Genomic DNA, 24,058 nt, shown 5'->3' on the forward strand with positions numbered 1-24,058 from the left:
CAATAGATAGCTATATTTACTGCATTTTCCCTTTTTTCCTCTATTATTCTCGATCCCTTGCAGCTTGTGTATCACGAATATTCTTTTGCACTGCGACACTTGCAAATAAGCTAAGGACAAAAGCCATCGCATAAAATCCCTTTTCACTTAGAATAATACTACCAGCGTTATATAACCCAATGGCCATTAATGAAACGGCGACAATTAAAGCGAACCAACTGATCCCGTAATAAATACCCGTCACAGAAATACCATCTTCCTTGTCTCTTACCGCCTTTTGTAAAGAAACAGCGGCATACAATCCAAATATTAGAACAGCAAAATAATAGCCCTTCTCATTGAGTTCCATTGCAGCATTAAATAGACCAATTATATAAGCAGTCACACCTACTAATAGGGCTGCCCATGAAGCACCTTTAAAAGCTGCTGATGGTTCCCCTTCTTTTCTTTCTTCTTTCCCTTTATTACTAGTCTTTTTCGCCTTTTCTACCATCAACTCTTCATCACTCGACAATATAACTTCCACCTTTCTTAACTCCACCACATGGCTAACACAAAAGTTGACCAGCTTGACATGATGAAGCTTATAATAACTACCACTCCAAGAATCTCCAAGTATTTTACCTTCATTTTATGTTTAATTACTCTGTAAAATGTTATCGCAATCGCTAGCATATAAAATAAATAACTGCTTATCGTTACGATTGCTAAAAAAGTGAGTGGATAAACATTAGGCAAAATGGCATGAAGGGAATAAGCAAAATCTTGACCAAAAATGGCCAATACCGAGCCAAGAAGTAAACAAATGATCACAATCATCTTATACCTCATTTTGTTTAATTTAGTGTAATTATACACTTTTCAAGCTCGTTTAGAAACGTTTATTTATGAAAAATCTAATTTTTGAGAATAAATACCTAAAAAGAGTTGGTTCGTAAACTCGAACCAACTCTTCTTTTATCCTTTATTCAGTTTTAAATTAGCTTCCTTTATGAACAAATTCACCTTAAAGATCGTTTTAAACATCAAGTAACCTACCATTGCACCCATCGTATTGAGGATAATATCATCAATATCAAACTGGCCGACCTGCAAGAAAAACTGTAGAAGCTCAATAGAAAAACTCGCAGTAATGGCCGTGATGGTTACGACTGAAAAAAGACGACAATGTTTAAAAAGCACCGGGAGCAATAATCCTAATGGCAGAAAAATAAGGATATTTCCAATTGTGTTAGTGATAATAATATCCAAATTAAAGCGATCAGCACCTAAAAGATAGGTGATTGTCGTTTTAAAAGGAATAATATTTACATTCATGCCCCATTCAGATAAATTAAAGTTAAAAAAACTCATTTGTTCTTCTCTTGATAAAAAATAAAAATTATCTACATAACCATTAGCGTAATTCATTACTCTCTCCAAGAGCCGACCGATAATTAACTGCCATAAGACGACTAGCGTAAACAATGAAAACAGCAACCAGCTACTCACTTTATAGAGCCGATAGAATGGGAAGATAGATTGATTATAACCATGTGCAATACTTTTCTGATTGCCAAAATCAGCTAGAGCCAACTGTACGGCCTCTTTTTCACTCTTGCCATTTTGCCTATGTTCTTGTTTCAGTAAAAAAATATGGTCTTTCATTTCATCAATGATCTCTTGTTTTTCAACATGATCACAATCAATTGTATTTACAATTTGGTTGATATAGGATTCAATCTCTTTGTCCACTTGAGCCCCTCCGTTGTTACGTTAATCAAATCATTTACTTTTTGCCACTCGCCTAGTTTCCTACTTAATTCTGTTTTTCCCCCGTTTGTTAATTGATAATACTTCCTTCGACCACCAAGCTGTGAATCTTCCCAATACGCTTCAATCCAGCCATTCTTCTCCAGCCTCTTTAAAGCCGGATACAATGTCCCTTCACTCATGTTATACAACTCATGACTGTTTTCCTTTAAGCTCTTCACCATCTCATATCCGTACATATTTTTTTTAGATAATAATGAAAGCAATAAAATATCAATACTACCCTTCATGATTTCTTTGTCCATTCTGTTTCTCCTTTATTTGGAAAGTCTCTAACTATATTGTAATGCGATGTACATCGTATTACAAGGTAATTTGTACAATTATTGACTTTATGGACTGAACATACACATTTTTTCAAACTTTAAAAACATTATCATGTAAAACAAGGAAATATTTGTTATTATTTTTGTAGTAGAAGAATCTTTTATTCTGCCTTTATAAGAATTTAAGAATGGAGAGAAAGTGTGCTTAAAATTCTACAAATGATCTTATCTATTCTCGCTTTAATTACCATTACATATATTTTCATAACGGAAGATTTCACATTGCAGCCATTGTCGTTACTGCTATTAGGGTTGATGTTACTTATTATGACTATTACTCTATTTCAACAAGGTCATAAAGGGATCGCTTTATTTTGCGCCATTGTGATGTTCATATATATGATTGTTTTCATACAAAATATCGTTTATAGGGGTATACTATGGAATTAATATACGTTTTTATTATTTTTCTTATTCTATTTCTCATAAGTGCTGTGCTTAATATTCTGTTGAAAATGACAAGAAAAAGAGACTGGCTGATTACTTTATTTATTAGTGTTTTTTTAAGCATTATTATTTACGGGGTGCAACAATAGATTTGAAAATGGAGGGATATGGCCGAAATGGATGATACAAAGGAACGCCTCATACAGGAAAGTGAACAACATTTCCACTCATTAATGAAACTGATTGAATCTGTTCCTGTAAGAAAAAGAAGCCTTTCTATCGAGACAGCTGAGCGGGATAAAAATTTTCGTGATATTCTTATGCACCTATATGAATGGCATGCGATGTTGGAACGCTGGTATAGAGAAGGCATGGCTGGAGATACACCATCCATGCCGGCACCCGGGTATAAGTGGCGAGATATTCAACCGCTTAATCAACAAATTTGGGAAAACTACCAAGATATGAAACTCAACCAAGCAATCATGAAATGTAAATTAAGCCATGAGCGAATCATGAACATTATCAGGACCCATACCACTGAAGAAATCATAACCAAAAAGCATTACAAATGGACAAAAACAAGCAATCTATATAGCTATTTTGCTGCGAATACATCCAAGCACTACTTGTGGGCAATGGGGAAATGCGAAAAGATTATTGTTGAAATCAATGCAATGAATTTGGTGGTAGACAAGGTGTGAATAGCTCTTAGATGACCGGTTTATCACTTTTAGCTCATTATTCTCCTTATCAATTGTGGAGGTTTCTTCTTTTGCACCACTCTCAGTTCAACTTTCTCTCTCGAATGCGTGATTCGCATTTTGCAACGTCCTCTAATCAGTGTAGAGATAAAATAAAGTCTCTTTTAAAAAATAGTTTTTTAAATATTTTCCTTCTACTCATGGAGCAGGTTAGTTGAACAAGGATATTTTTAGCCAAGAGAGAATATAAATTTTAGTAGGAAAATAGATATGTTTTGGTAAGAGGTATTCATTGAAAAGAGCGCCCAGGAATTAATAGTGTGGAATCAAAATGGATCGTCAGCTCTTTTTCGTCTTGGGGCAGGGTGCTTTAACCAAAAGAAAAACTAAAAAGAGTTTGGAGGAAAGATAAGGAAATGGAATTCGCGTCTCTATCATCAATTATTGTAGCAATTATCTTTATATCCATATCAGTCTTTCAAATATTACTTTCACTTGGTTATCCATTAGGTGAATACGCAATGGGTGGCTATTATAAGGTTTTACCCCAAAAATTACGTATTGTGAGTGTAATAAATGCCATAATTCTCTTATTTATGGGCTTTGTTTTTCTGCAACATACAGGTGTCTTGAATGGGTTTAGTTCTTTACCTACAAACATATTAGTATGGGTTATTACCCTATTCCTCGGTTTTAATACAATAGCAAACCTAATATCTCGAAGCAAGAAAGAAAGGCTTATTATGACACCATTATCAGGTATTACTTTTATATTATGTTTATTTGTTACTTTATCATGAGGATAGAAATGAAGGTCGAAAATTAATCTGTTGCTAAGGTAACGGAGCAGGTTCGGTAAATGTTATGATAGTAACTTAATCTAATTCTATCAATCTAACACAAGGTGATAAAAAAAGGAGAAATGACAAATGAATTCAACGCTGCCATGCATCTAAAGTTGACGCCTTGCAATAAAAATAATGCGCCCTAAATCGATATCTAGAACGCATTTATATAATAATAAAAGAGTTATAAATCTTTATCCTGTTTTTCAATAAGAAAAGTAATAGGGACGAATAATAAAAATGCCATCAATAGTAATGTTCCTCCAATAATAAAAAGTACCATCACAAAAATGTCATTTAAATTAAATGGATTTAGGTTGTACATCCACATCCCTATAGTCAATCCGAAGGCCCCTATCATTCCCAAAATACTGTGGATAGAAACAAGCTTTTTATACTTAATTGTATATACACGATAAAAAATTCCCCATGCAAAGACAGATAGCCATCCTACTAGCAGAATATGTGCATGAATGGGCCTTAATGAATAATCCATATTCCCAGACATTTGAGAGCCAATGAATGTGCCTATTATTCCAAATATCGCAGCGAAACGAATTAATCGAATACTCCATATTTGTTCCATTTCTTCATTCTCCCTTATTTTTTTTTGTTTTTAGTAAAATTGTAAACGCTGTTCCTTCGCCCTCCGTACTGTCGACTGTAATTTTCCCTTCATGCAAATCGAGAATTTGCTTAACTATAGCCAGCCCTAGTCCTGTCCCATCTTTTCTTCTTGCTGAGTCAACACGATAAAAGCGATCAAAAACCTGACTGATAGCTTCAACATTCATCCCAATACCTGTATCTTTAATAATAATTGTAATCAGAGAATCTGTTTGAGAAAGGTTAATTAAAATACTCCCCCCATGAACATTATATTTTATCGCATTTGTAAGCAGGTTGTCCCAAACATTAATCATCAGTTCAGGGTCCGCTCTAAAATAAAGAGGGGGAAGCTTATAAGATATATCAATTTCTTTTTCTTCTAACCTCCATTGATATCTACGTATCGTTTGTATAAGCTGTTTATCTAATCGGACGTTCGAAAGCTTAATAGGATAAGATCTTTGATCAAGCGATGTTAAAAGCAACAGTTGCTTAGTAAGATTTGAAAGGCGCTTAGATTCGTCGTTAATAATTTGCAGATATTCGTTACGCTCCCTTTCTGTTAACTTATTCCCTTTCAAAATTTCTGCATATCCCTGAATATTCATCAATGGTGATTGGAAATCATGCGATACATTATTGATGAAGGCTTTTCGGGCTTCATCATTATGTTTCAATTGTGTTTGCATCCTGATGAAGCTGTCTATCAACTGGCCAATCTCGTCGTTTCTTTTAATTTTTAAAGAGTAATGGAAGTTCTCTTGTGCTACTTCTTTTACCGCTTCAGTTAACTTTGTTATTGGTTGTATAAGGTATTTAGCAAACCAAATCATCCCACTAATACTTACAAAAGCAACAGCAACAATGAAACCCATGAGAATCATGTGAATATCAGAAAAAAGCAGCTTGTTATCGGGGCGTAGGAATAGACCATATTGTTGTCCATTCTTGGTTAAGGGCACACCTACAGTATTTTTTAATTCATTTGAAAAATGACCCATCATGAAAAATTGATTTGAGAAATTATTCATTCCATGATAAATCTCATTATTATTAAGCACTTTTAAGGCTTCTTCAGGGAGTTCCTTGTCAGAAAAAGGTTGGCCAAAATAGTACTCTTCACCCGATTCACTTAGCACATAAATCTGATATCCCAGGTTAGAAAGTGATTCTAAATAAGGCTTAAAAGAGGTGCTCGAGGAATGCATTTTCTCAATTCCCGAAGCGATTTCTTCTGCAATCTCTACATTTTGCTGATCAACTTTATCTTTTGTCGAAGTCATGTAAACCCAATTGGCTAATAAAAACCCAATTATGATACTTATAGTTAAAATGACAATTGTGGCAAAGATGAATTTTCTATAAAGCGTCTTCATTGTATGACCTTAAGCTTATAGCCAATTCCTCGTATCGTTTGAATTTCCACCAATGATTGATTTCTTTTTAATCGTTCTCGGATGCGATTGATATGGGTATTAAGTGTTTGTTCGCTGCCTTCATATTCCAATCCCCACGCTTGCTCGATTAGAGCAGCACGAGGTGTAATTTTATTTACACGTGAAGCAAGGAGACTGAGTAGTTCAAACTCCTTTAACGGTAGAAGAATGGTTTGTTGATTAATCATTACCTCGAAGCTTCGACGATCCATCATTAAATTCCCCACTTTAATCACAGTTTCCATAGCCCGTTGCGTACGCCGTAATATGACAGCAACACGGAACAATAATTCTTTCACTTCGAATGGCTTAACAATATAATCTTCCGAACCGGATAGGAAGCCTTTTTCCTTATCATCCAGTTGATCCTTCGCAGTTAGTAGGATGACTGGGATAAGAAAGTCTTCTGATAACAGCTTGGTCAATTCAAATCCATTCATCCCTGGCATCATGACGTCAACAATAGCTAAATCAACTATCGAATCTTCTAAAAAAGATAGTGCTTCTTCAGCGTGATTAGCCCGATATACATGATAGCCCTCTCGGCTTAAGTGTATAGAAACTAGTTGTTGAATGTAGATATCATCATCTACAACAAGTATTTTCATAAAGAGACCCTCCTTAAAGTTATTATACAAAGAAGAATCTCTTTGTAGTCTACTGATCATTGTGAGAAGGATTTTTTTCTTTCTCAAATAACAGCATTAAAGCTGGTAGTAGCATTCCGCGAACAAGGAATGTATCTATCAGAATCCCAATTGCTACTATGAATCCAAAAACAAACAGATCCGCAATGGGCATAGTTGTTAAAGCAGAAAAAGTAGCGGCCAAAATAATACCGGCGGATGAAATGACTCCTCCTGTATTTCGTATTGAGATTTCAAGTGCCTTTTTTACTCGATGTGTTTTCCTTTCTTCAATAAAACGTGAAACAAGAATGATGTTATAATCTATTCCTAATGCTACGAGGAAGATAAAAGCATAAATTGGGACACGAGTACTTAATGCCTCATAGCCAAACAGGGTATCTATGAGAAATATCCCGAGGCCTAAAGCTGAGACGTAGGAAAGTAAGATTGTTGCCATCATATAAATTGGCATCTTAATGGAACGTGTAAGAACGAATAATAACGCTAATATTAGTAAAGTTTCTAAAATAACAATCTTAATAAGATCATTGTTATTAATTGCTCGCTCATCTACTAACTTGGCAGTAACTCCACTAATATAGGCTTCTCCATCCACTGAAAGGTCCTTAAGAATCTCAGGTGTTTGATCCTGTAATTCCTGAATAAAGTCAATGGCTTCTGTAGAATAGGGACTGATAGACAAAGCTACATTCAATTTTATGGCGCTTGTATCATCATTTATTGCAGTCAATCGGACAGCTGCAACTTCGTCAAAGGTATACAGTTCTTCAATAATTGCCGTTTGCTCTTCTTGTGTCAGAGCTTCATCACTATCAATCAGAAATATGGAAGGAGCCAGCTCTCCTTTGTCATATTTTGTTTCAACAATTTCATATCCTACTCTCGAAGGAAGGTCTTCTGGGAAGTTTTTCACTGTGTCAAATTCATAATTAAGATTTATGACATTCAAAGCAGTGATCATCATAAATAAGGCAACGAATACACCGGATAAGACGGGTTTATTAACAACAAATTTTGCAATTGGGCCCCAAATACCATGTTTCACTTCTTTTTCCATCTTGAATTTCGGCACCTTTGGCCAGAATGCTCTACGGCCAAACAACGTAAATAAAGCTGGAACTAACGTAATTGATGCCAGCATAATAATGAACATTGCTATCCCGAAAATAGGAGCAAAGTTTTGATAATCACGAAAATCAGCGAAGAATAAAATGAGCATCGCAGCTAAAACTGTTCCACCTGCAAAGAATACAGGTTCTCCAGTTGCATGCATCGCATATTTCATCGCCTCGTACTTACTTTCATATTTGTTAAGTTCCTCACGGTAACGAGAGAAAACAAATAATGAATAATCAATGACAGCTGCAAACAACAAGATGCTCATAATTGAAGTCGTTGAGTTATTAATCTCAAGGCCCGCTGCACCCATTAAGGCCACACTTTGATTTACTACCTGGTAAACAATAATTGTAGCGAGTAAAGGAATAAAGGCAAGTAATGGTGAGCGATAGATGACAATAAGCAATATTAAAATAATGACAATTGTAGCAATAAGTAAGACAAAATCAGCTTGTTCGAACAATTTAACCGTATCTCCCGCAATTCCTGCCGGGCCTGTGATGTAAAAGGAAGTGCTTTCAAGATTTTTAGCAATATGATTACCAATTTCAGAAGCTTGTTCATTGATTTGCGAATATTCGTCATTACCAAGCCCTTGTTCTAGCTCCATTGGAACAATTAAAGTTGAACCATCTTCAGAGATAAAGGTATTCAACGCTTGTGGCTGGAGTTGGTTAATATTGAGAATTGATTCGACCCCATTAATTTCTTCAGCTAGTATGCCATCTAAAATCTGTTTAGATTCGTCGATATTTATGTCTCCATTTTCATTATGAAATACAAGTATTCCTGGTGTTCCTTGCTCATTTGGGAAAATGTCTTCTACTTTTTTTTCAGCGATGATGGATTTCGCTTCATCAGGCAGAGACTGGAAATTTGTTACTTTAAAATCACCAAGATTTGGTCCAGCACTTAATCCAACCATTAGTACTAACCAAGCAATAATCGTTATCCACATTCCTCGCTTAGTTGAAACCCAATTTGTAATAGGATATAGCAGTTTGTTCACAATCAAACCTCCTTAAAGCATTCGAATGTAATCATACTTAAGGAATATAAACTTAAAATTAACTTTTGGTTACAAGAATCAATGGAATAGATATTTTTGTTTATCTAAAGGGACGGTTAATTGAGAAGGTACATGATTATTGATGTTGAATAATAATATAAAGAAATTATATGGGAAAGGACAATTTTGTAATGTGTACGAAACGTACTACATATACACCTAATGCATTAATACGATATATGCTAACATATAAAAAACAGTGAACTTTGGGGGCACACCACCACGGATTAAAATTATATAGACCATCAAGGACATATTGTGAAACAGTGCTTTTAAAAAGGAGTTGGATAAAATGGATAAAAACAAAGATACAGAAATAAAGCGCTCTTCAAAAGCAGAACACATTCTACTTCAGATCAATAGTAAAACGAAGCTAGGCGACTTACGAAAGATCGCGAAGGATATTAAAAAAGATCACGAACTAGCTATGGAACTTTGGTCAACCGAAGAGTTTTTGCCTAGACTATTAGCAATCTTAATTATGGACAAAAAACTTCTTTCTCAAGATGTGCTAAATAAGCTTGATAAGGATATGCAGACTCACACTTTTGATGAGCGAAATAACTTAATGGATTGGTTAATGGCTAATCAGCTCACCAAAGACAAGAAGAAAATTGCATTGATGGAGTCATGGAAAAATAGTCCTTCTGCTCTTCAAAGGCGAGCTTTCTGGTATTATCAAGGGCGATTGAGATGGACTGGACAAACACCGCCTGATAACACCGCAGACTTGCTATCTGCATTAGAAGCTAATATTATGCAGGAGGAACCGGAAGTTCAATGGGCTATGAATTTCACCGCAGGCTGGATAGGCGTTTATGATGAAAAGAATCGTACACGTTGTATGAATCTTGGTGAGAAAACGGGTCTTTACAAAGATGAAAAGGTAGCAAAAGGTTGTACTCCCAGCTATTTGCCACTGTTCATTGCGATTGAAGTTGACAAACGAAAAAAATAATTAGTTACCACAGGGTTCATGCATTTGTGAACGTTGGAATACGAATTTGTTGCTTCAATATTAAATTATTTTATTATCAAGTAACCAATCAGCCAATCTTATTTTATATCAAAAGCAATGATTACTCTTGCTAGCGCGATATGTCACACTGAAATTTGTTCTCCTCCTTTTACTGACCCCATCACACATCTAGAACGATAGCTCCATACAAAAAAAACCCCCACAAATTCCTGTGAGGGGTATCTTTCATTTCTATCCATTATTCAGCTTGATACTTACCTAAGAATTCCTTCACTTTATCAGCATCGGCTTTTAGTTCATTGCCAGTATCTACTAGAGGACTTACTGTAGATGAGGCTTTGATTTTATTACCTTGGTAGTAGTCGATGATTTCCTCTTGGTTGATAGAGTAAAGTACGGCTCTTCTTAGATCGGCACTTTCAGATACGGCACGACCTTCTGTATTAAATAGAAGGTATGATACAGCATTACTTGGAATGCTTTGTAATTGTAGTTTGCTATCGCCTTCTACCGTCTCATATTTATTTTCTGGTACGCTGTATTGAATATGTGTTTCTCCGTTACGTAAGGCAGAAAGTGAGCTATCAATATCGGCAATGAAACGAACATTTACTTGATTAATATTTGGTTCATTTTCAGTATCCGTCATATAACCTGGGTTTTTGTAGAATACAGCTTCATAATCATTTTTATGAGATAAGATGTATGGGCCACTAGCATATAACGTATTGTCATAGCTATCGCCTTCAGTTACTGTGTTTTGGTCACCATAAGCGATGTCCTTGTTTACATCAAAGTCTTCCACTTTATACGTGTTGATTGATTCGACTTGTTCTTTTGATACAATACCTGCAGATTGGTGCGCAAGGTAGTTTAATACTTGTGGGAATGGTTCTGTAGTTGTTACTTTCACCACTTGGTATTTACCTGCTGCGTTATCTGCTGCATCATCTTCAGCAACTAACTCGGCAATCTTTGTATCTAATCCTTCTTCAAGTGCTGCTTTAACAGTTCCCTCGCCACCTGAAGTTTGTACTTTCTCTAATTCTGAAACATCTGTCACAACTTCAGCTGTCTCAATATGCTCATGTAAGCTATATGTGCGGTGATCTGGTACAGAATTTTTATCCTTCGCACGTTCTAGTGAGAAGACAACATCCTCTGCACCAACAAGGTCATCTGTTTCTTCTGCTTTTTTATCAGTAACTTTGGCAAAATTAACGTCATCTCTTAATAAGAAATAATACTCAGAATTGCCATCTGCAATACTAAAATTACGAGATAGGGAACCATCAGCCGTCACAACATCATCATCTGTTAAGTTTACAAGGCGAATATACATATTCGAATTCAACATATTAATAGAACCATCGTTCCCTTTAATTGGGTCAAGGGAAGTCAGTGTTGAAAGTGTTTGCGATAATACGAGTGGATCTGATTCTCTCTTCGCTTCATCTTGGAAATCAATCGTTTCCCATGCTAAAGAGCGCGATTTAGAAAGGCGAACAGAATCTGGTACTAACACATCTTTATTCAATGCTTGTGTTTTGTAAGAGCTATATAATGGTGCAATATAAGCTTTATCAAATACAAGTTTTTCCTCAAATTCCTTATATGTTTTTGCGTATTCTTCTGGTGTTTCAGTACTTGCTTTATCTATTAACTCATCAATCTCTTTATCAGCCATAATGCTGTAATCTCCACCGCTAATAAACAATGAACGCACAGCGTAATCTGGGTTTCCTGTTACAGTCGTCCAACTTGATAAAGCAACATCATAGTTTCCTGCATCTTGTTGTGCTTTAAAGCTACCATAGTCAGGTTGGATGTTTAATTTTACATCAAAACCGTTTTTCGTTAATTGGTCACGAACAATGTTCATGTCCTCTTCACTACTGCTCATGCCCAGAATCTCTATTGTTGGCTTAGAGCCATCACCACTACCTGAACCTTCATTCTCAACATCAGATTTTGTATTCACACATCCTGTTAGAATCAATGTAAATATTAACAAGAATGATAGTACCGCCTTTTTCATCTGCTTTCCCCCCTGAAAGTCTTTTATTTATTAATCAAGCTTAGGGTCAAGCGCATCACGCAACCCGTCCCCAAGAAAGTTAAACGATAAAACTAATGCAATAATAGCAATACCAGGATAAATCGCTAAGTAGGAATGTGATTCTAGATAAGCACTACCTACTTTTAAGATATTACCCCACTCCGGTATATGCGGCTCAATTCCTAATCCTAAGTAACTTAAACTACTTGTAGCAATTACTGCTCCTCCAATTGTTAACGTTGCCTTTACAATCATTGGTGCCATACTATTTGGGACAATTTGTTTAAAAATAATCGATAGATTACTTGCTCCGAGCGCACGAGCCGACATAACATATTCCATATTAGAAATCATCAGCACATTTGCTCGCATCGTTCTTGCATACGTTGGAATTGAACCAACACTTAAGGCAATCACTAGTGTCGTTGTGCTTGCCCCGAAAGCTGCGATGATGACGATCGCAAGTAAAATACCTGGAATAGCATATAATACATCGAGTAATCGCATTAAAATATTATCCGTGCGTTTCCCGTAATAACCAGAAATAGCACCTAGAATCCCACCAACCACAAACGGAATGAAGGTCGATAAAACCCCTACAATCAGAGATATCCTGGCCCCAAAGACAATGCGTGAGAACACATCGCGACCAAAATTATCTGTACCTAAAGGATAGGCAAGACTTGGCATTTGTAATGTAGCACCATAATTATTATCAACCGCCATACCATAATCGAAGGTCCAATAACTGCAAATCGATAAGGTGAAAATAAACAGAATGAAAAATAATCCTAGCATCGCTGTCATATTACTCGCAATTTTCTCCCACATCGCATACCATTTAGCAACAGTAGATGGCGTTTTGCTGAGCACTTCTAATAGCATAAATAAACCTAAGGCAAGGGCAAATAAATTACCGGTTAAAGAAGTAAGTATTAATAGGATTCCTACATACAACTTCCATTTCGATGATTGTCCGTTATCTTTTATTACTAAAAGGAGTACAACCAACTGAAAAACGAAAATGGCCAGTAACAAAAACATACCCATAAGGAATGTATTAGCTACGTAAGGTTTAAACAAGTTTAATGAAGATACCGCAATCACGTAGAATTGCGTCATCAACATAAACATAGTAAATAAGTATTGTGGGCTTTTTTTCTTTTTAATAAGACCAAATGCAAAAGCGGCTGTGAAAATATTACCGACCAATACACTTAATAGTTGGATATAACCCCAAATTCTTGTCGACGAGCGTATAACGCCATCTCTTTTCAAATCCCGCTTCACTTGGTAAGCAATAAAAGCTTGAATGAAAGAGAAAACGGCATAAGCAATAAATAATGAAAAGAAAACTGGCTTGATTGCCCCTGTTGAAAAATCAATACCTGCAAGCAAAAAGATCAGCGTTAAGGCAATAGAGACAACAAGGGCAAAGTTGGCCTGCGCATATTCAGATGTCGCCTTTAAGGCGAATTTTTTTAACAAGCTATCTTTATGAGTAGACATGCTGCACCTACTTTTAATATTGTTTCATTTTTGAACGAATTCTTGGATCGATAAATGCATATAAAATATCAATCAATAAGTTCACTAATGAGATTGTAATGGCAATGTATACAACACCGCCCATAATAGCGGGAATATCAGGGATAAATTGTTTATCAACAATATAACTTCCAATTCCACTAATATTAAAAACTTTTTCTGTAACAGCAGCTCCACCGAGCATACCGCCAAACATTAAACCAATTACAGTAATAATTGGTATCAAAGCATTTCCAAAAGCATGGCGCCAAAGTATTCGGCGTTCATTAAGACCTTTTGCTCTTGCTGTAATAATATAATCTTCATGGATGACTTCTAGCGTAGATGAGCGAGTCATCCGAGCAATGGAAGCCATTAAACCGGTTCCCAGGACAACCGCTGGCATGATAATCGAAAGCAAATTACCTGGTGTAAAAGTAGCCGGCAGCCACTGTAACTCAATCGAAAATGTTAAAATAAAGATTAAACCTTGCCAAAAATTCGGAATCGATAACCCAATTAAAGCTACGAACATAAGCGTATAATCTAAAAAAGTATTTGACCTTGTAGCGGAAATGATTCCAATAGGAATGGCAATAACAATCGCTAAAATTAAGGCAATAAACGTTAGTAATAATGTAATTGGAATTTTTCTAGCGATGGCATCCACAACATTTTCATTTCCGGCAAAAGAAGCACCTAAATCAAATGTGAAAATACCTTGAATTGCTTGCCATAATTGAATCCAATACGGTTGATCTAACCCGTAAATTTGGTTAAATGTCGCGATCTGTTCCTTTGTAGCCGTTACTCCCAAAATATTGGCAGCTGGATCAAACGGTGAAATATACAAAATCGTAAACACAAAAAAAGCGACCCCAACAATAACAAATAGGGTGGAAACAAGCCTTTCAAAAATATACTTTATATACGGATTCATATACAAGAAAAGGAGGATATAGAACAATAATCCAGGTATGAACGTTAGAACAACAAATACTGGATGTTCTAATAATGATCGCATGATACTTGCAAAAGTTAATTGATCATCTCCTCGCTGCGCTAATTCCTCCTGAACTTTATCCTCTACTACCTGAAGAAACTCATCTTCTGCTCTCTTTTCAGCCACTTGTTTCATTTTCAACTCATCTATCTTTTGCTGAAAGAACGTTTGCTTTCGCCTTTGCTGTTCTATATGCTTCGTAATTAATTTTTCCTTTAAACCGGCTTCTGTGCATGCTTGATGGAGCTCACGCCATAACCGCTGATAAGCGTCATCTTTTCTCTTTATTAGGTAAATAATGAAGCTAATCACATAAACTGGTAATCCTATAATCAACATCACCCATTTTAAAAATGGGTATTGGTTCATTTTCCCAAAGGTTTGACTGAGTGTCGAAAGCACATTAGGAACGCTAGATGAATGTCTCTGTGGCGCATTATTGACTGTATTCATTCATCCGTTCACCCCCTTTAGTCCCGATAATTCCTAGTTGTATACTATATTTTAATTCTAGTATAATATGACTGTCAATATTGTTCGAGAGTAAACATCAAAGTTTGGTAGGTGGAGAATGTGGAACCGTTATTAAAAATAGAAAATTTACAAGTATCCTTTATGTCTCGAGAGAAGGAATTTGAAGCTGTCAAAGGTGTCAGCTTTACTGTCAATAAAGGAGAAACATTAGGCATTGTCGGTGAATCAGGCAGTGGCAAGAGTGTCACTGCCCGCTCGATTATGAGACTGCTCCCGTCTCCTCCTTCCCTTTTAAAAGACGGCGAGATTATGTTTCTCGGTAAAGATTTGGTCAATGCAAGTGATCAAGAAATGGAAGCAATTAGAGGGAAAGATATTAGCATGATCTTCCAAGATCCAATGACCTCGTTGAATCCGACGATGCGTATTGGTCAACAATTAACTGAAACGATGCTAAAACATACAAAAGGACTAGGTAAAACACAAGCAAAGGCTGAAGCCATTGAGCTTTTAAGATTAGTAGGGATTCCAAAGCCAGAAGTTCGTTTTGCCCAATACCCACATGAGTTTTCTGGCGGGATGCGGCAACGGGCAATGATTGCTATCGCTCTTGCTTGTCGTCCTAAGCTACTCATCGCTGACGAACCAACAACAGCACTTGATGTAACCATACAAGCGCAAATACTGAACCTAATGAAGCATATGCAAGAAAAATTTGGTACTGCGATTATTTTAATCACCCATGACCTTGGCGTTGTTGCTGGCATGTGTGACCGTGTTGTCGTAATGAAGGACGGGGAAATCGTTGAAAAAGGCACAACCGAAGAAATCTTTGAGCATGCCACTCACCCTTATACATTACGATTACTCAACGCTTTACCAAAGCTTCATGAGAAAAAGAAAGCAAAACCAGCACCGCGTATTAGTGAAGAGATCAATGCAAAAGAACCCCTTCTCGAAGTAAAAGCATTGAAACAACACTTCGATTTAGGCAAAGGCCAAGTGTTGAAGGCTGTTGATGATATTAGCTTCTATATTAAACCTGGTGAAACACTTGGTCTTGTCGGAGAGTCTGGTTCAGGAAAGTCCACCACCGGGCGTGCGATTTTAAGATTAAATGAACCAACTGCTGGTGAAGTGTTGTACCAGGGTATTCCTGTGAATCAACTAACAGCAAAGGAAATGAAGATGATGCGCAGACATATGCAAATGATTTTTCAAGATCCTTATGCTTCATTAAATCCGCGCTTTAAAGTAATTGATATCATCGGTCAAGCACTAGATATTCATAAGCTCGTAAAAAATAAGCAAGAACGCCGGAAACGCGTAGAAGAGTTACTAGAAATGGTGGGTTTGGAGAAGGAACATGCAATGCGTTATCCCCATGAATTTTCAGGGGGACAAAGGCAGCGAATTGGGATTGCCCGCGCACTTGCCGTCGAACCAAAATTCATCGTCTGTGATGAACCACTCTCTGCACTAGACGTATCCATCCAAGCGCAAATCGTTAAATTACTTGAAGACTTACAGCAAAAGCTTGGATTGACTTACCTATTTATTGCCCACGACCTCTCCATGGTTAAACATATTAGTGACCGTGTAGCCGTCATGTTCGGGGGAAAAATCGTCGAACTCGCAGAAAGTGAAGAACTCTATGCTAACCCGCAGCACCCATATACAAAATCGCTACTCGCTGCCATCCCAATCCCTGACCCAGCGATTGAACGGCAGAAGAAACGCGAAACTTTGTCCGCACAAGAAGAGCGACGTGAGGAATATCAACTCGATAATGCTGAACTTGTGGAAGTAACGCCTGGGCATTGGGTTGCTCAGCCGAAGGTAACAGTGGGAATATAAAAGAAAAGCCGGCCATTCATTTTCGGTCGGCTTTTCTTATAGGGGATTCTCTAGTAGACAAAATAGATAAGAATAGTAGTAATCATGCCGACCCAAACACTCAACAAAATACAATAACCCATTATATGGCGAATATGCAGACCAACAACACTTAATATAGGTAGAGCCCAAAAGGGTTGAATGAGATTCGTCCAACCATCTCCCCAACCGACAGCCATTGCAGTGATGGCATGATTTACTCCTAGTTGTGCTCCTGCCGCTACTTGTAATGGACCTTGTAATGCCCATTGTCCCCCACCAGACGGGGCGAGTAGGTTCACCGCGCCTGCAGTCCAATAAGTAAAAACACCAAAAGTATCTGATGTGGCCACATTGGTTATCCAATTGATAATAGACTCGGCTATCCCTGAGCTACCGAGTACCGCAATAATGCCAGCATAGAACGGAAATTGCAAAATAATCGGTGATATCGATGAGGCCGCATCCTTAAACGCTTCTGCATATTGAGTAAGCGACTGATGAAATAATAAACCTAAAGATAGAAACGCAAGATTAATAATATTTAAATCTAAATCTCTACCATTCCAAAATGAAACTAGTAAATAAATGAGTCCAATCAAACCTGTTACCGTCCCCCAAACCTTCGATCGCTCTAACTTCATAGCCGGACTATCTATTTTCTGTTCCTTTTGTCGAGAAGTTACCTTTTTTTCTTTTTCTACAAAAGGAATAATGTCTTTTTTTGGTGCCATTAATATGATGAATAGTGGCATCGTTATCACTAAGGCAATAAGAATCGTCATTGTACCTGGATGAAATATTGTCTCGGAAGTTGGAATGACACCAATAACACTTTGAAGAAAATGACCTTCTGTTGCCACTGATAATCCAATTGAACTCGATAAACCAGCTGTGTACAATACCGTGGGTGCATATGCAGCTGCTACCAGTAATGGAAAATGCGCCTGCTGATTTCTTTTACCAACCTCTCGGGCGATGATTGCACCGACAATGACCGCCAATCCCCAGTTAATATAATAGGCAAATGAGGATACGAGAAAGGTGAGAATATAAGCTTGATTTGCACTTTTGGCTAATGATGCTACACGGCTGAGAAAACGTTGGATAAAAGGGACTTTAGCTAATGCCATTCCCGTCATTAATAATAAAACCATTTGCATAGTAAAGGTTAAATAAGTCCAAAAACCATCACCGAAAGACTCCACAATCACCAATGGCTCACTTGGATTCATGATTAAAGCAAGACCCATCATGAGTAACATCAGAATAACAGCAATGACAAAGGCATCCGGTAAAAATCTCTCAACCATTTTTGAAAAACGGTGTGCTAATCGATTCATTCACTACCCCCCCTAACATGCTCGTCAGCACTAGGCTGTAGTACATGGTATGAACGAGAGAAAAGGGATATACGCTTTATTTTCTCAAAAGTTTGTCCAAACTCTATTTGGTTACAAAACTTTAATTATGTAACACACTTAAGAATCTTTCACATGCTCTAATGTAATAGTTAACATGGCGAACTTTCTCCTTTATAATATAAGAAAAAGTAGGAAAGGATGATTTTGATTGCCCATTATGAAACCTCTATACCCTCCCCAACAATTCCGTTTTCTTCTTGCACTCCATGCTCGAAAGGAATTATCGTCAGACCACCTTCAACACCTACAAGCAATGAAAAAGGAGCAGATGGTGAAATACGTTGGACAACCCTCTTAAGCGAACTGCCAGATGACATTCCCATTCTTTATGATCTCAATTTAGAGATTAACCAATCCATTATTCAATTGGATGCTCTTTGTATTCTGCAGAATAAAATAGTTATTTTCGAAATTAAAAATTTCAGTGGAAATTATACACTGGTTGGTGACCAATGGCTTAGTCCTTCAAAAAAGAAATGAAAAGTCCACTCATCCAAATCAAACGAATGAACCACTCATTCACCAGTTTCTTAAGAGGTACCAGCTCCCCATTCCCTTTGAATACCAACTCATATTCGTTAATCCCAAATTTATTTTATATGGTGCAAAACCAAATGAAAGTATCATTTTTCCTGGACAAATTCCTCCATACCTTGACTCATTAAAAAAACAAACTATCTCTCCAACATTACTTCACACTAAAATCATCGAGACATTATTAAACAACCACAAAAACAAACTAAACATGCTTGTTAAACCAGAATATCATTATGAAGAATTAGCGAAGGGTGTGTTTTGTAATAAGTGTTGTGGGAGGATGGAGCGAGTGAGTAAAAAAACTTTTTTATGCAAGAAATGCTCCCATTCAGGATTCGTAAATGACATCATCTTAAACAATATTAAAGACTATTCAATCCTATTTCCTGAAAGGAAAATTAAAACATTAGATATATACGATTGGATTGGGAAGCAAGTAAGCACTGCCATTATTCATAGAATTTTGCAGAAAAACTCTAAAAGATTCGGAAATGGCCGAGCAACCTATTACGAACTCATAAATAGCTATTTTTAACCGTACCTCAGGTCATGAAATTCCTTGATTAAACAAGAGACTAAACACTTTTTTGACGATTTGGGGCAAAGCCATAACTAATGACCGAAGAAAGAAAAGTCGTGGCTCTACCTTTTTTTCCCGGCTTATCTTTTCTTTCTCAACGAGATTAGGCGCGATTTCTCCCTTTGCCCTACTTATCTTTTCTTTCTCAACCAGATTAGGCGCGATTTCTCCTTTTTCCCTACTTATCTTTTCTTTTCCTAACAGATTAGGCGCGATTTCACCCTTTCCACTAATTATCTTTTCTTTCTCAACCAGATTAGTCGCGATTCTACTCTTTTCCCTACTTATCTTTTCTTTCACAACGAGATTAGTCGCGATTCTTCCTTTTTCCCTACTTATCTTTTCTTTCTCATCCAGATTAGTCGCGATTCTTTCTTTTACCCTACTTATCTTTTCCTTCACAACTAGATTAGTCGCGATTCTTCCCTTTACCCTACTTATCTTTTCCTTCCCAACGAGATTAGTCGCGACTCTCTCTTTTCCTCTACTTTTCTTTCCCATCCAGATCAGTCGCGACTATTCCTTTTTTAGATGAAACGACTCGCAGTCATTCTATTTTCAAAAAAATTAGCTTTCTTACTAGAAATAGAGGGAGTGCTTCCAATGAAGACTCACTCCCTCTCTCCCATTACACAATAAATATCGGTTTAGCCTGCTTCAATTTCCCTGCCACAGTTTCAAGTGGTTTGCCAGTGTGTACATCTAGAACGGTTGATGCTTCATTAAACCAACAGTCCGGTGCCGCTGCACCCCAGAATGTTTGGCGGCGCTTGTCGTTGAGCTCCCAACGGATTGGTTTGAAGTCGGGGTCGCTCGTTAAATAATCGCCATTGTATAGCTCGATACGGTGGCCATCTGGGTCTCTTAAATAAAGGAAAAAGGCATTGGATAAGCCGTGTCTTGCTGGGCCACGTTCAATATTTTCTGCATAACCTAGTGCTGCTAGCACATCACAACCATGAATTAGGCTCATCGGATCACTGAGCCAATAGGCGACGTGATGTACACGAGGGCCTTCCCCATTCATAAAGGCGACATCATGGACGGATGGTTTTCGATGAATCCAGGCTGCCCAGATTTTATCCTCTTCAGTTGCCGTGTATTCTGAACAAGAGAAACCGAGTTCTTTTGTATAAAAATCATAAGCGGCTTCCACATCAGAGACCATATTATTGAAATGGTCAATCCGTTGGGCCTTTGCGCCTTGATATAAATCGTAGCGTTGTAATAGGCGCTCAACTGTATCCATTTTCGCAAAAAATTCTAACGGGATTCCTGAGACATCTTGTACCCGTAAAGCCCTGCCAATGGCATGCTGGCTCCCCTCTTCTAACCACTTTGTCTTCATACCGTGCTTTTCAAACATAGCTGCCAATGCATCTAAATCAGCATCTGACCTTACTTTATAGCTTGTGACTTCAACATGTGGTGCGTCTGCTTTCTTCAACACTAGACTATGATGAACATGTTCCTCTAAGCCTCTTAAATAAATCGTATTTTCATCCGATTCGGTTTCTACTAAACCAAGCCCTTTGATATAAAAATCACGTGATCGTTCTAAATCGGTCACATGTATAATCGCTCTAGCCGTGCGAATAATATCAAAATCTACACTCATCACGCGCTCCCCCTTAAACGTTTAAAAACTTTGAATTGGACGCTTTGCCTAAAAAGTCTTGTACTCTGGCCTTTAGCTCATCCTTCGCTTGATAATGATCAAAGTAGGTCATCCCCATACGGATAGGATCGCCGAAGAAGTAGTATTCATAATGCATTTGCCTACTGCCAAATGCACTCATCGTGATATCCCAAGCCAACCTAAATAGTTGAACTCTCTCGTAACCTTCTAGATTCTTCCCTTGTAATCCACGGTGAATAATATTACCAATTTCTTCATTTTGAAAATCAGCTTGTGTTGGAATTCCCATTAATCCTGATGCACCTAGTACACGCAGAATTTCTATGAGACGAGGATAAACTCTTGGGTACCAGTTACGTGCAGCATCGAGTGCCTCGTAATCAGGTGTCATGGTCCCCCACTTATCGAGCTTTGCATTATGTTCAGCACGGTACATATGAGATTTCATCGTTTCAAGTGCCAACATGATTTCTGTTCCTTTGTCTTTCACATGTTGGAAACTATCAATACCAATGGCATCCATCATCGACAAAGCTACTCCAAGTAAAAATTCTGTTTTAATGATATTTTTTGAAACGACTTGGTGCGACATATGCACGACCGCATTTGTTTCGCGGAAGGTGCGGTTACAAATTGATGAATTCCCGCACACAAATACACGCTCCCACGGAACAAATACATTTTCAAATGAAACAATCGCATCTCCTTCTTCAAAACGGGAGCTAAGTGGATGGTCATAACCATTTCTCCCATAATCGAATGATTCCCTACTAATAAACTTCAATCCTGGGGTATTATTCGGAATGGCGAACGCTAAAGAATACGGATCATCCAATTCACCTGCTTTTTTCACAGTCGATGGAAATACAAGAATTTCATCAGTGATACCGCCTTGCGTTGCTAATAAACGGATACCATCCACATATATCCCTTCATCTGTTTTCTTCACTAAATGGAGGGCGACATTGGCATTCTTCTGTTCATGTTGTGCCTTAGCCCTGTTCACTTGTGGATGAATCAATGTATGTGTCAAACTAATATCATTTTCCCTAGCAAATTCGTAATACTTACGTGCGTTTTCTGCGAACATCGGATCTGCTTCAGCAAATAATTCATTTGATACACCCATGGCCATCACTTCTGCATTCAAGTAATCGGGGGAGCGCCCCATCATACCGCCTGATGTAAGGGCCCACTCTTGAATGGCTTCTCGTCTTTTTATTACATCTTCAATCGTTTTTGGTTGCAACCAAGTCATTCCTACTTGTTCACCTGTTGTTGGTGACGTGTAAAGCATTTTTCCCGGTTTTTCAAACTGCAAATCGTATAGGTTCGCCATTGATTTCACGACACCTTTTAAACCGGGATGTGTTGTTACATCTTGCACTCTTTCGCCGTGCAAATAAATATTATTGCTCGCCTTTTTTAGTCGCTCGATATATTGCTTTCCATTCTTTGCCCCCATCTATTCCCCTCCTTATTTTTTCTTACCGAATTGTGGAATATGGTGATCACTGATGGCGACATGAATGACCTTAGGTTCTGTGTAAAATTCGAAAATGGCATAATGTCCACCTTCTCGTCCGATACCACTCGCCTTCGTTCCACCAAACGGAATTCGTAAATCCCGTGTGTTTTGCGAATTTATCCAAATCATGCCTGCCTCTACAGCTTGGGCCACACGATGACCACGCTTAATATCATTCGTCCAAACGAAGCCAGCTAAGCCATATTTCACGTCGTTTGCCACTTTGATGACCTCTTCTTCTGTTTCAAATTCAATCACAGCCATCACTGGTCCGAAGATTTCTTCCTGGCAAACTTTCATATCATTCGTCGCGTTTAATAATAAAGTTGGTGGAACATAATTACCGGCAGAGAATGCTGCTGGCACATCCCCTTGGAAAACGTCACAGCCTTCTTCTCCCGCGATTTCAATATATTTTTTCACTTTATTATAATGGGCTGTTTCAATCAGCGGGCCAAGTTCAGTGGCCTTATCCATGGGATCACCAACGACGATATTCTTCACCCGCTCTTTAAGTGCTGCAACGAACTTTTCTTTAATATTTTTGTGCAAAAACACGCGGGAGTTCGATGTACAGCGTTCACCGTTAAAGGAGAATATCCCCCAAACAGCTGCATCAAGGGCGCGATCTAAATCGGCATCCTCAAAAACAATCAACGGTGATTTCCCGCCTAATTCCATTGAGGTTTTCTTCAACGTATCGGCAGCATTTTTAATAATGGTCGAACCAGTCGTTGTTTCACCCGTAAATGAAATCGCTTCCACATCAGGATGACGAACAAGTGCATCTCCGGCCGTTTCCCCGAAACCATGGACAATATTGAATACCCCTTTCGGCAAACCTGCTTTTTGTATCACTTCAGCCAGTTTATTTGCCGTTAAAGGAGATAGCTCCGCAGGTTTAAGGACGACCGTATTCCCTGTCGCTAAAGCAGGGGCCACCTTCCATGTTTCTAACATAAACGGCGCATTCCACGGAGTAATTAACCCCACCACCCCAAGCGGTTTATAGATTGTGTAATTGATAAATTCATCGTCCACTTGATAAGCTTCACCATGCAAGGTCGATTCAACCATTTTCGCGTAAAATCGGAAGTTCATCGCTGCACGTGCCGCTTGTTTTTTCGTTTGACTGATTGGTAACCCTGTATCAATCGCTTCTAATCTCGCAATCTCTTCCGCTTCTTCATCAATAAGGTCAGCGATGCGGTTAATATAAACCATCCGCTCTGAGATTTTCATCGTTTTCCAAATTGTCTCGAAAGCTGTCTTCGCACTCTCAACTGCAACATTAATATCTTCCTTATCGCCTTCAGCTACAAGATTAATTGTTTCATTTGTAAAGGGACTTAGATTGGCAAATGTTTTCTTTGAAACACTATCAACAAATTCACCATTGATAAATAAGGATACATCCTCAACTGCAAAATTTTGCTTTGATTGATTCGTCTCAGTCACATGATTAGTCATATTGTT

Annotated in this window: 23 protein-coding genes; 7 read left to right on the forward strand and 16 right to left on the reverse strand. The window is 37.8% G+C overall.

Annotated features, from left to right (window positions below):
• Positions 1–43 precede the first annotated feature (43 nt).
• The 4 genes from yiaA to MKY26_RS15100 all read right to left on the reverse strand — a co-directional run bounded on the left by yiaA (position 44) and on the right by MKY26_RS15100 (position 2,057).
• Complete coding sequence (gene yiaA / locus MKY26_RS15085) at positions 44–493, reverse strand: inner membrane protein YiaA (protein WP_412728603.1); 450 nt, start codon at positions 491–493, stop codon at positions 44–46.
• A 38-nt stretch (positions 494–531) separates the two neighbouring features.
• Positions 532–819, reverse strand: coding sequence for a hypothetical protein (locus MKY26_RS15090; protein ID WP_307316074.1), 288 nt, complete (start codon positions 817–819; stop codon positions 532–534).
• Positions 820–957: 138 nt separating this feature from the next.
• Complete coding sequence (locus MKY26_RS15095) at positions 958–1,734, reverse strand: VanZ family protein (protein WP_341098023.1); 777 nt, start codon at positions 1,732–1,734, stop codon at positions 958–960.
• Positions 1,695–2,057 carry a PadR family transcriptional regulator gene (locus tag MKY26_RS15100; RefSeq protein ID WP_307316080.1) on the reverse strand — a complete coding sequence of 121 codons (363 nt, stop codon included), beginning with the start codon at positions 2,055–2,057 and terminating at the stop codon, positions 1,695–1,697. Before MKY26_RS15100 ends, MKY26_RS15095 begins: the two co-directional genes overlap by 40 nt.
• A 222-nt stretch (positions 2,058–2,279) precedes the next feature.
• Here MKY26_RS15100 and MKY26_RS15105 point away from each other — a divergent pair, with 222 nt between their 5' ends.
• The 4 genes from MKY26_RS15105 (at position 2,280) to MKY26_RS15120 (ending at position 4,029) form a co-directional block, all read left to right on the forward strand.
• The gene (locus MKY26_RS15105) at positions 2,280–2,528 is read left to right on the forward strand and encodes a hypothetical protein (protein WP_289434757.1); all 249 of its coding nucleotides are present in this window, start codon (positions 2,280–2,282) and stop codon (positions 2,526–2,528) included.
• Entirely contained in the window at positions 2,519–2,674 is a 156-nt protein-coding gene (locus tag MKY26_RS15110) for a hypothetical protein (RefSeq protein WP_180316918.1), read from the forward strand. Before MKY26_RS15105 ends, MKY26_RS15110 begins: the two co-directional genes overlap by 10 nt.
• Before the next feature lie 27 nt (positions 2,675–2,701).
• Positions 2,702–3,229, forward strand: coding sequence for a ClbS/DfsB family four-helix bundle protein (locus tag MKY26_RS15115; protein ID WP_307316087.1), 528 nt, complete (start codon positions 2,702–2,704; stop codon positions 3,227–3,229).
• Positions 3,230–3,645: 416 nt separating this feature from the next.
• Positions 3,646–4,029: a hypothetical protein gene (locus MKY26_RS15120; protein WP_307316088.1), complete on the forward strand. Its 384-nt coding sequence runs from the start codon at positions 3,646–3,648 to the stop codon at positions 4,027–4,029.
• Positions 4,030–4,258: 229 nt separating this feature from the next.
• Here MKY26_RS15120 and MKY26_RS15125 read toward each other — a convergent pair whose 3' ends face one another.
• The 4 genes from MKY26_RS15125 to MKY26_RS15140 are packed head-to-tail and all read right to left on the reverse strand — an operon-like array spanning position 4,259 to position 8,897.
• Positions 4,259–4,660, reverse strand: a complete 402-nt coding sequence (locus tag MKY26_RS15125; RefSeq protein ID WP_307316089.1) for a hypothetical protein — start codon at positions 4,658–4,660, stop codon at positions 4,259–4,261.
• 4 nt (positions 4,661–4,664) lie between these two features.
• Positions 4,665–6,059, reverse strand: a complete 1,395-nt coding sequence (locus tag MKY26_RS15130; RefSeq protein WP_307316090.1) for a sensor histidine kinase — start codon at positions 6,057–6,059, stop codon at positions 4,665–4,667.
• Complete coding sequence (locus MKY26_RS15135; RefSeq protein ID WP_307316091.1) at positions 6,056–6,727, reverse strand: response regulator transcription factor; 672 nt, start codon at positions 6,725–6,727, stop codon at positions 6,056–6,058. Before MKY26_RS15135 ends, MKY26_RS15130 begins: the two co-directional genes overlap by 4 nt.
• Before the next feature lie 49 nt (positions 6,728–6,776).
• Positions 6,777–8,897 (reverse strand): MMPL family transporter, encoded by a 2,121-nt coding sequence (locus tag MKY26_RS15140; RefSeq protein WP_322909760.1) that lies wholly within the window; start codon positions 8,895–8,897, stop codon positions 6,777–6,779.
• Positions 8,898–9,249: 352 nt separating this feature from the next.
• Between MKY26_RS15140 and MKY26_RS15145 the strand changes: the two genes are divergently transcribed.
• Positions 9,250–9,915, forward strand: a complete 666-nt coding sequence (locus MKY26_RS15145) for a DNA alkylation repair protein (protein ID WP_341098024.1) — start codon at positions 9,250–9,252, stop codon at positions 9,913–9,915.
• Between the two features lie 259 nt (positions 9,916–10,174).
• Here the strand turns inward: MKY26_RS15145 and MKY26_RS15150 are convergent, their stop codons facing one another.
• The 3 genes from MKY26_RS15150 to MKY26_RS15160 are packed head-to-tail and all read right to left on the reverse strand — an operon-like array spanning position 10,175 to position 14,978.
• Positions 10,175–11,974, reverse strand: coding sequence for an ABC transporter substrate-binding protein (locus MKY26_RS15150; RefSeq protein WP_328198228.1), 1,800 nt, complete (start codon positions 11,972–11,974; stop codon positions 10,175–10,177).
• Between the two features lie 30 nt (positions 11,975–12,004).
• Positions 12,005–13,504, reverse strand: a complete 1,500-nt coding sequence (locus tag MKY26_RS15155) for an ABC transporter permease (RefSeq protein WP_341098025.1) — start codon at positions 13,502–13,504, stop codon at positions 12,005–12,007.
• A 13-nt stretch (positions 13,505–13,517) separates the two neighbouring features.
• On the reverse strand, positions 13,518–14,978 hold the full coding sequence (locus MKY26_RS15160; RefSeq protein ID WP_307316102.1) for an ABC transporter permease: 1,461 nt from the start codon (positions 14,976–14,978) through the stop codon (positions 13,518–13,520).
• A gap of 120 nt (positions 14,979–15,098) precedes the next feature.
• Between MKY26_RS15160 and MKY26_RS15165 the strand changes: the two genes are divergently transcribed.
• Entirely contained in the window at positions 15,099–16,856 is a 1,758-nt protein-coding gene (locus tag MKY26_RS15165; RefSeq protein WP_341098026.1) for an ABC transporter ATP-binding protein, read from the forward strand.
• A gap of 50 nt (positions 16,857–16,906) precedes the next feature.
• On the opposite strand, the gene MKY26_RS15170 is transcribed toward MKY26_RS15165, so the two are convergent.
• Positions 16,907–18,217, reverse strand: coding sequence for a short-chain fatty acid transporter (locus MKY26_RS15170; RefSeq protein ID WP_445293126.1), 1,311 nt, complete (start codon positions 18,215–18,217; stop codon positions 16,907–16,909).
• Positions 18,218–18,436: 219 nt separating this feature from the next.
• On the opposite strand from MKY26_RS15170, the gene MKY26_RS15175 reads away from it, so the two are divergent.
• Entirely contained in the window at positions 18,437–18,778 is a 342-nt protein-coding gene (locus tag MKY26_RS15175) for a nuclease-related domain-containing protein (protein WP_341098028.1), read from the forward strand.
• Between the two features lie 604 nt (positions 18,779–19,382).
• On the opposite strand, the gene MKY26_RS15180 is transcribed toward MKY26_RS15175, so the two are convergent.
• The 4 genes from MKY26_RS15180 to hpaE form a co-directional block, all read right to left on the reverse strand.
• Positions 19,383–19,916, reverse strand: a complete 534-nt coding sequence (locus MKY26_RS15180; RefSeq protein WP_341098030.1) for a hypothetical protein — start codon at positions 19,914–19,916, stop codon at positions 19,383–19,385.
• A gap of 127 nt (positions 19,917–20,043) precedes the next feature.
• The gene (gene hpaD / locus MKY26_RS15185) at positions 20,044–21,033 is read right to left on the reverse strand and encodes a 3,4-dihydroxyphenylacetate 2,3-dioxygenase (RefSeq protein WP_341098032.1); all 990 of its coding nucleotides are present in this window, start codon (positions 21,031–21,033) and stop codon (positions 20,044–20,046) included.
• A 13-nt stretch (positions 21,034–21,046) separates the two neighbouring features.
• Complete coding sequence (gene hpaB, locus MKY26_RS15190) at positions 21,047–22,519, reverse strand: 4-hydroxyphenylacetate 3-monooxygenase, oxygenase component (protein ID WP_341098034.1); 1,473 nt, start codon at positions 22,517–22,519, stop codon at positions 21,047–21,049.
• Positions 22,520–22,531: 12 nt separating this feature from the next.
• Complete coding sequence (gene hpaE, locus MKY26_RS15195) at positions 22,532–24,052, reverse strand: 5-carboxymethyl-2-hydroxymuconate semialdehyde dehydrogenase (protein WP_340976668.1); 1,521 nt, start codon at positions 24,050–24,052, stop codon at positions 22,532–22,534.
• Positions 24,053–24,058 lie beyond the last annotated feature (6 nt).

This window comes from Cytobacillus sp. FSL R7-0680 (genome assembly GCF_038009245.1).
GTDB lineage: Bacteria > Bacillota > Bacilli > Bacillales > Cytobacillaceae > Cytobacillus > Cytobacillus kochii.

Excerpts from the sequence above, each read along its gene's own strand:
- hpaB (WP_341098034.1), bottom strand. The coding sequence starts at position 22,519 with ATGGGGGCAAAGAATGGAAAGCAATATATCGAGCGACTAAAAAAGGCG.
- MKY26_RS15120 (WP_307316088.1), top strand. The coding sequence starts at position 3,646 with ATGGAATTCGCGTCTCTATCATCAATTATTGTAGCAATTATCTTTATA.
- MKY26_RS15130 (WP_307316090.1), bottom strand. The coding sequence starts at position 6,059 with ATGAAGACGCTTTATAGAAAATTCATCTTTGCCACAATTGTCATTTTA.
- MKY26_RS15135 (WP_307316091.1), bottom strand. The coding sequence starts at position 6,727 with ATGAAAATACTTGTTGTAGATGATGATATCTACATTCAACAACTAGTT.
- hpaD (WP_341098032.1), bottom strand. The coding sequence starts at position 21,033 with ATGAGTGTAGATTTTGATATTATTCGCACGGCTAGAGCGATTATACAT.
- yiaA (WP_412728603.1), bottom strand. The coding sequence starts at position 493 with ATGGTAGAAAAGGCGAAAAAGACTAGTAATAAAGGGAAAGAAGAAAGA.
- MKY26_RS15115 (WP_307316087.1), top strand. The coding sequence starts at position 2,702 with ATGGATGATACAAAGGAACGCCTCATACAGGAAAGTGAACAACATTTC.
- MKY26_RS15145 (WP_341098024.1), top strand. The coding sequence starts at position 9,250 with ATGGATAAAAACAAAGATACAGAAATAAAGCGCTCTTCAAAAGCAGAA.
- MKY26_RS15100 (WP_307316080.1), bottom strand. The coding sequence starts at position 2,057 with ATGGACAAAGAAATCATGAAGGGTAGTATTGATATTTTATTGCTTTCA.
- MKY26_RS15125 (WP_307316089.1), bottom strand. The coding sequence starts at position 4,660 with ATGGAACAAATATGGAGTATTCGATTAATTCGTTTCGCTGCGATATTT.
- MKY26_RS15175 (WP_341098028.1), top strand. The coding sequence starts at position 18,437 with ATGATTTTGATTGCCCATTATGAAACCTCTATACCCTCCCCAACAATT.
- MKY26_RS15090 (WP_307316074.1), bottom strand. The coding sequence starts at position 819 with ATGATTGTGATCATTTGTTTACTTCTTGGCTCGGTATTGGCCATTTTT.
- MKY26_RS15155 (WP_341098025.1), bottom strand. The coding sequence starts at position 13,504 with ATGTCTACTCATAAAGATAGCTTGTTAAAAAAATTCGCCTTAAAGGCG.
- MKY26_RS15110 (WP_180316918.1), top strand. The coding sequence starts at position 2,519 with ATGGAATTAATATACGTTTTTATTATTTTTCTTATTCTATTTCTCATA.
- MKY26_RS15160 (WP_307316102.1), bottom strand. The coding sequence starts at position 14,978 with ATGAATACAGTCAATAATGCGCCACAGAGACATTCATCTAGCGTTCCT.
- MKY26_RS15180 (WP_341098030.1), bottom strand. The coding sequence starts at position 19,916 with ATGGGAAAGAAAAGTAGAGGAAAAGAGAGAGTCGCGACTAATCTCGTT.
- MKY26_RS15170 (WP_445293126.1), bottom strand. The coding sequence starts at position 18,217 with ATGAATCGATTAGCACACCGTTTTTCAAAAATGGTTGAGAGATTTTTA.
- hpaE (WP_340976668.1), bottom strand. The coding sequence starts at position 24,052 with ATGACTAATCATGTGACTGAGACGAATCAATCAAAGCAAAATTTTGCA.
- MKY26_RS15150 (WP_328198228.1), bottom strand. The coding sequence starts at position 11,974 with ATGAAAAAGGCGGTACTATCATTCTTGTTAATATTTACATTGATTCTA.